Source organism: Streptomyces sp. NPDC054841 (assembly GCF_053611045.1).
Genome location: NZ_JBSGZO010000537.1, coordinates 1 through 5,336, shown reverse-complemented (window position 1 = coordinate 5,336; position 5,336 = coordinate 1). Strand labels below are relative to the sequence as shown.

The 5,336-nt window shown below is 69.3% G+C and carries 4 protein-coding genes; all 4 read right to left on the bottom strand.

Annotation, left to right across the window (positions count from 1 at the left end):
• Nucleotides 1–73 precede the first annotated feature (73 nt).
• On the bottom strand, nt 74–2,110 hold the full coding sequence (gene ftsH, locus ACWGI8_RS38625; protein ID WP_453668112.1) for an ATP-dependent zinc metalloprotease FtsH: 2,037 nt from the start codon (nt 2,108–2,110) through the stop codon (nt 74–76).
• Nucleotides 2,111–2,296: 186 nt separating this feature from the next.
• Entirely contained in the window at nt 2,297–2,836 is a 540-nt protein-coding gene (gene hpt, locus ACWGI8_RS38620; RefSeq protein WP_093660903.1) for a hypoxanthine phosphoribosyltransferase, read from the bottom strand.
• A gap of 63 nt (nt 2,837–2,899) precedes the next feature.
• Complete coding sequence (gene tilS, locus ACWGI8_RS38615; protein ID WP_453668111.1) at nt 2,900–3,946, bottom strand: tRNA lysidine(34) synthetase TilS; 1,047 nt, start codon at nt 3,944–3,946, stop codon at nt 2,900–2,902.
• A gap of 190 nt (nt 3,947–4,136) precedes the next feature.
• Entirely contained in the window at nt 4,137–5,264 is a 1,128-nt protein-coding gene (locus ACWGI8_RS38610) for a zinc-dependent metalloprotease (protein WP_453668110.1), read from the bottom strand.
• Between the last annotated feature and the right edge of the window lie 72 nt (nt 5,265–5,336).

Sequence of the window (5,336 nt, the reverse complement as noted above, 5' to 3'; positions counted from 1 at the left end):
CCTCCCAGGCTAGAACCTGGGAGGCGCGGCGTTCATTCCGGTACTCGGGCCCGTAGGCGCGAAAACTACCTGGTCAGGCCTCCGGACGCTCGTCCTGGACCGCCTCGGCGGCCGACTTGGTGACATCGGTCACCGTGGTGCTCGAGCCAGTCGTCGCGCTCGCCGCCGCGCCGTTCGTCAGAGCGAGCTCCTTCGGGGAGAGCACCGGCGGACGGGTGGACGGGGTGCGGCGCGAGGAGCCGGTCCACGCCGGGCGGGCCGGGCGCTTCACGATCGGGGCGAAGACCTCGGCGATCTCCTCCTTGCCGAGGGTCTCCTTCTCCAGCAGCTTGAGGACCAGGGCGTCGAGAACGTCGCGGTTCTCGACGAGGATCTCCCAGGCCTCGTTGTGCGCGGTCTCGATGAGCTTCTTGACCTCTTCGTCGACCAGCGCCGCGACCTCTTCCGAGTAGTCACGCGGATGCGACATCTCGCGACCCAGGAACGGCTCCGTGTTGTCGCCGCCGAACTTGATCGCGCCGAGCCGCTCGGTCATGCCGTACTGCGTGACCATCGCGCGGGCCGTGGCCGTGGCCTTCTCGATGTCGTTCGCCGCGCCCGTGGTCGGGTCGTGGAAGACGAGCTCCTCGGCCGCTCGGCCGCCCAGCATGTACGCCAGCTGGTCGAGCATCTCGTTGCGCGTGGTCGAGTACTTGTCCTCGTCCGGAAGCACCATCGTGTAGCCGAGGGCCCGGCCGCGGGACAGGATCGTGATCTTGTGGACCGGGTCGGAGTTCGGGGAGGCCGCCGCGACCAGGGCGTGTCCGCCCTCGTGGTACGCGGTGATCTTCTTCTCCTTGTCGGACATGATCCGGGTCCGCTTCTGCGGGCCCGCCACGACGCGGTCGATCGCCTCGTCCAGGAAGTGGTTGTCGATCAGCTTCTTGTCGCTGCGGGCCGTCAGCAGAGCGGCCTCGTTCAGCACGTTGGAGAGATCGGCACCCGTGAAGCCGGGGGTGCGGCGGGCGACGGCCGAGAGGTCGACGTCCGGGGCGACCGGCTTGCCCTTCTGGTGGACCTTGAGGATCTCCAGACGGCCCTGCATGTCCGGCCGGTCGACGGCGATCTGCCGGTCGAAGCGGCCCGGGCGCAGCAGCGCCGGGTCGAGGATGTCCGGCCGGTTCGTCGCGGCGATCAGGATGACGCCGCCCTTCACGTCGAAGCCGTCCATCTCGACGAGCAGCTGGTTCAGCGTCTGCTCGCGCTCGTCGTGGCCACCGCCGAGGCCCGCACCGCGGTGCCGGCCGACGGCGTCGATCTCGTCGACGAAGACGATCGCCGGAGCGTTCGCCTTGGCCTGCTCGAAGAGGTCACGGACCCGGGAGGCACCGACACCGACGAACATCTCGACGAAGTCGGAGCCGGAGATCGAGTAGAACGGGACGCCGGCCTCGCCCGCGACGGCGCGCGCGAGCAGCGTCTTGCCCGTACCGGGCGGGCCGTACAGCAGCACACCCTTCGGGATCTTGGCGCCGACTGCCTGGAACTTCGCCGGCTCCTGCAGGAACTCCTTGATCTCGTGGAGCTCCTCGACGGCCTCGTCGGACCCGGCCACATCGGCGAACGTCGTCTTCGGGGTGTCCTTGGTGATGAGCTTGGCCTTGGACTTCCCGAAGTTCATGACCCGGGAGCCGCCGCCCTGCATCTGGTTCATCAGGAACAGGAAAACGACGACGATGAGCACGAAGGGCAGCAGAGAGAGCAGCACCGAGAGGAACGGGGACTGCCGCTCGGGCGAGACCGTGTAGCCCTTGTCGATCTCACCGGCCTCGTACTTCTTCTGCAGGGTGTTGGCCAGCTCGACGCCCTGGTCGCCGATGTAGCTCGCCTGGACCTTGTCGCTGCCGTCGACCTTCTGGCCGTCCTTCAGCTCGATCTTGATGACCTGCTCATCGCCGGTCGTCAGCTTGGCCTGCTCGACCTGGTTCTTGGAGATCGCCTGGACAACCTTGGCGGTGTCCACCGTCTTGTAGCCGCCCGACGAGCCGACGACCTGCATCAGCACGACCACGGCGAGGACGGCCAGCACGATCCACATGACCGGCCCACGGAAGTATCGCTTCACGTCCATCCATACGGAGCGGTGTCGCTCCGTCCCTCCTGCCCGTAGGTAAATGCTGCTAATGAGACTGCTGCTGTGAGACTTAACTGAAAAGACTGTTCTTCGGACGGTACCCCAGCATTGTCACCCGTGACCGCCTTCCCATGCTCCAACGGCGGGAAGGCGGTACGGGTTCCCGTGCTTCCGCGGCCGTCGTCAGCCGCCGTAGACGTGCGGTGCGAGCGTGCCCACGAACGGGAGGTTCCGGTACTTCTCGGCGTAATCGAGGCCGTATCCGACGACGAACTCGTTCGGGATGTCGAATCCGATCCACTTCACGTCGATCGCGACCTTCGCTGCGTCCGGCTTCCTCAGCAGCGTGCAGACCTCCAGGGAGGCCGGCTCGCGGGAGCCCAGGTTCGACAGCAGCCAGGACAGGGTCAGCCCGGAGTCGATGATGTCCTCGACGATCAGGACGTGCTTGCCCTTGATGTCGGTGTCCAGGTCCTTGAGGATACGGACCACTCCGGAGGACTGGGTGCCCGCGCCGTACGAGGACACCGCCATCCAGTCCATCGTGACGGGGGTGGACAGCGCACGCGCCAGGTCCGCCATCACCATCACGGCGCCCTTGAGGACTCCGACGATGAGCAGGTCCTTGCCCGCGTACTCCGCATCGATCTTCGCGGCCAGCTCGGCCAGCTTCGCGTCGATCTCTTCCTTGGTGATGAGGACCGATTTGAGATCGGCGCCCATGTCCTTCTCGTTCACCCGCGTCGCTTTCTGTCTCGGCGTCCCGGCGCTCGGCCCGCTGCCGGCTCAGCCTTGCCGAATGACCAGTCTGCCACCCTGGCGGCGGGCTTCGACCCGGCCCGGCAGGTTCAGGGGCTTCTGGCCGCGCCAGCCGATGATCAGCCGCTCGACCTCCTCGACATGCCGGGCGAAGAGTGAACCCGCAGGTGAACCGGCTGCGACCAGGGCCCGGCGGAGCACCCGACGGCGGACCGCGGGAGGCAGTGCGTAGAGCTTCGCGCATTCGAGCAGACCGGCGTCGTCCCGGACGGTCTCGTCCGCCTGTGCGGCCCAGGCGTCCAGGGCGTCGGCGTCGTCGCGGGAGAGCTGGGCGGTCCGGGCCAGAGCCTCGACGACACCCTTGCCCAGCGCCTTCTCCAGGGCGGGCAGGCCCTCGTGGCGCAGCCGTGAGCGGGTGTACGCCGGGTCGGCGTTCATCGGGTCGTCCCAGACGGGCAGATGCTGCACCAGGCAGGCCTTGCGGGCGGTCTGCCGGTCGAGCTTGAGGAAGGGGCGGCGGTAGCGGCCGGCTCCGGAGACGGCGGCCATGCCGGAGAGCGAGCGGATGCCGGAGCCGCGGGCGAGGCCGAGGAGGACCGTCTCGGCCTGGTCGTCGCGGGTGTGGCCGAGCAGGACGGCGGCTGCGCCATGGCGCTCGGCGGCTTCGTCCAGGGCGGCGTAGCGGGCGTCGCGGGCCGCGGCTTCGGGTCCGCCTTCGCGGCCGACGGTCACGGCGATGGCCTCGACGGGGTCGAGGTGCATGGCGGTGAGGCGGGCGGCGACTTCGGCGGCGCGGAGATCGGAACCGGCCTGCAGGCCGTGGTCGACGGTGACGGCGCCTGCGCGTACGGACAGCTTGGGGGCCTCGAAGGCGAGGGCGGAGGCGAGGGCCATGGAGTCGGCCCCGCCGGAACAGGCGACCAGCACGAGGGGCTGCCGGTCCGGGCTCTGTCCGGCCCCGGACCGTCCGCCGGCGGCGGCGGTGCGGGGGAGTTCGTTCAGCTCGTTGAGTAGGTCGTGGAGTACGCGGCGGACCGCCAGGCGTATCGCCGCGACCGCAGGATGGGGACCCATGTCCGGTGCCCTTCGTGAAAAGTTTGGGGGGAGCCTCGATCGGAGTCGGGACGGGGGATTCGGTCACTCAGAGTGCGTCGATGGTGACAGAACCGGGCCGTTCCCCGAGCATTGCACGCCTACCCATCGCCTACGGTCCCTCGGATGGGTGATTAGGGTGGCGTCCCTCTGCCGTCGGCCGCAATGACGCTCACGGCTCTGCCCTACGGTGCACCCTCGCGATCCAGTCCGCCGGTTTGGCGATCTCCGCCTTGGTGGGAAGGGTGTTCGGCGAGGTCCAGACCCGGTTGAAGCCGTCCATGCCGACCTCCTCGACGACGGCCCGTACGAACTGCTCGCCGTCCCGGTACTGGCGCAGCTTGGCATCGAGGCCGAGCAGCCTGCGCAGCGCCAGGTCGAGGCGGGAGGCGCCGCGGGCGCGACGCTGCTGGAACTTCTCGCGGATCTCGCCGACGGACGGCACGACCTGGGGGCCCACGCCGTCCATGACGTAGTCCGCGTGACCTTCGAGCAGGGACATCACGGCGGTCAGCCGGCCGAGGATCTCGCGCTGCTCGGGGGTCTGCACGAGCTCGACGAGCGAGCGGCCCTCGTCCTGCTCACCCTCGGGGCGGCCCCCGGCGAGTGTCTGGGCGGCCTCGCGCAGCCGCTCCAGGACGGTCATGGGGTCGACGTCGGTCTCGGCGAGGAATGACTGGATCTCGCCCTCCAGATGGTCGCGCAGCCAGGGCACGGCGGTGAACTGGGTGCGGTGCGTCTCCTCGTGGAGGCAGACCCAGAGCCTGAAGTCGTGCGGGGCGACGTCCATCTCGCGCTCGACATGGACGATGTTGGGGGCGACCAGAAGGAGCCTGCCGCCGCTGCCCGGCGCGCCCGGAAGCTCGCGGGTGGGCGGGGCGAAGGTCTCGTACTGGCCGAGGACGCGGGACGCCAGGAACGACAGCAGCATGCCCAGCTCGACGCCGGTCACCTTGCCGCCGACGGCGCCGAGCACGGCTCCGCCGGGACTGCCGGAGCGACGCTCCTGCATCTTGTCCAGCAGGGGCTTGAGCAGCTCGCGGAAGCCCGCCACGTTCGCCTTGACCCAGCCTGCCCGGTCGACGACGAGGACCGGCGTGTCCTCCGGCTCGTGCCCGTCGGGGATCATCCGGGTGAAGTCCCGGACGTGCTCCTCGGAGGCCTTGGCATGCCGGCGCAGCTCGGCGACGACGGCACGCGCCTCGTCGCGGCTGACGTCCGGCCCCGGCCGTACGAGGCGGATCGCGGTCGCGACCGCGAGGTTCCAGTCGACCATCTCGGCACCACCGATGCTCGTCATGCGTCAACCGTACGTTGTCGACCCGGCACCCGGTGAGGTGTTGACCCGCGCCACGAGCCTCCGGCCGGGGTC

Excerpts from the sequence above, each read along its gene's own strand:
- tilS (WP_453668111.1), bottom strand. The coding sequence starts at position 3,946 with ATGGGTCCCCATCCTGCGGTCGCGGCGATACGCCTGGCGGTCCGCCGC.
- ftsH (WP_453668112.1), bottom strand. The coding sequence starts at position 2,110 with ATGGACGTGAAGCGATACTTCCGTGGGCCGGTCATGTGGATCGTGCTG.
- hpt (WP_093660903.1), bottom strand. The coding sequence starts at position 2,836 with ATGGGCGCCGATCTCAAATCGGTCCTCATCACCAAGGAAGAGATCGAC.
- ACWGI8_RS38610 (WP_453668110.1), bottom strand. The coding sequence starts at position 5,264 with ATGACGAGCATCGGTGGTGCCGAGATGGTCGACTGGAACCTCGCGGTC.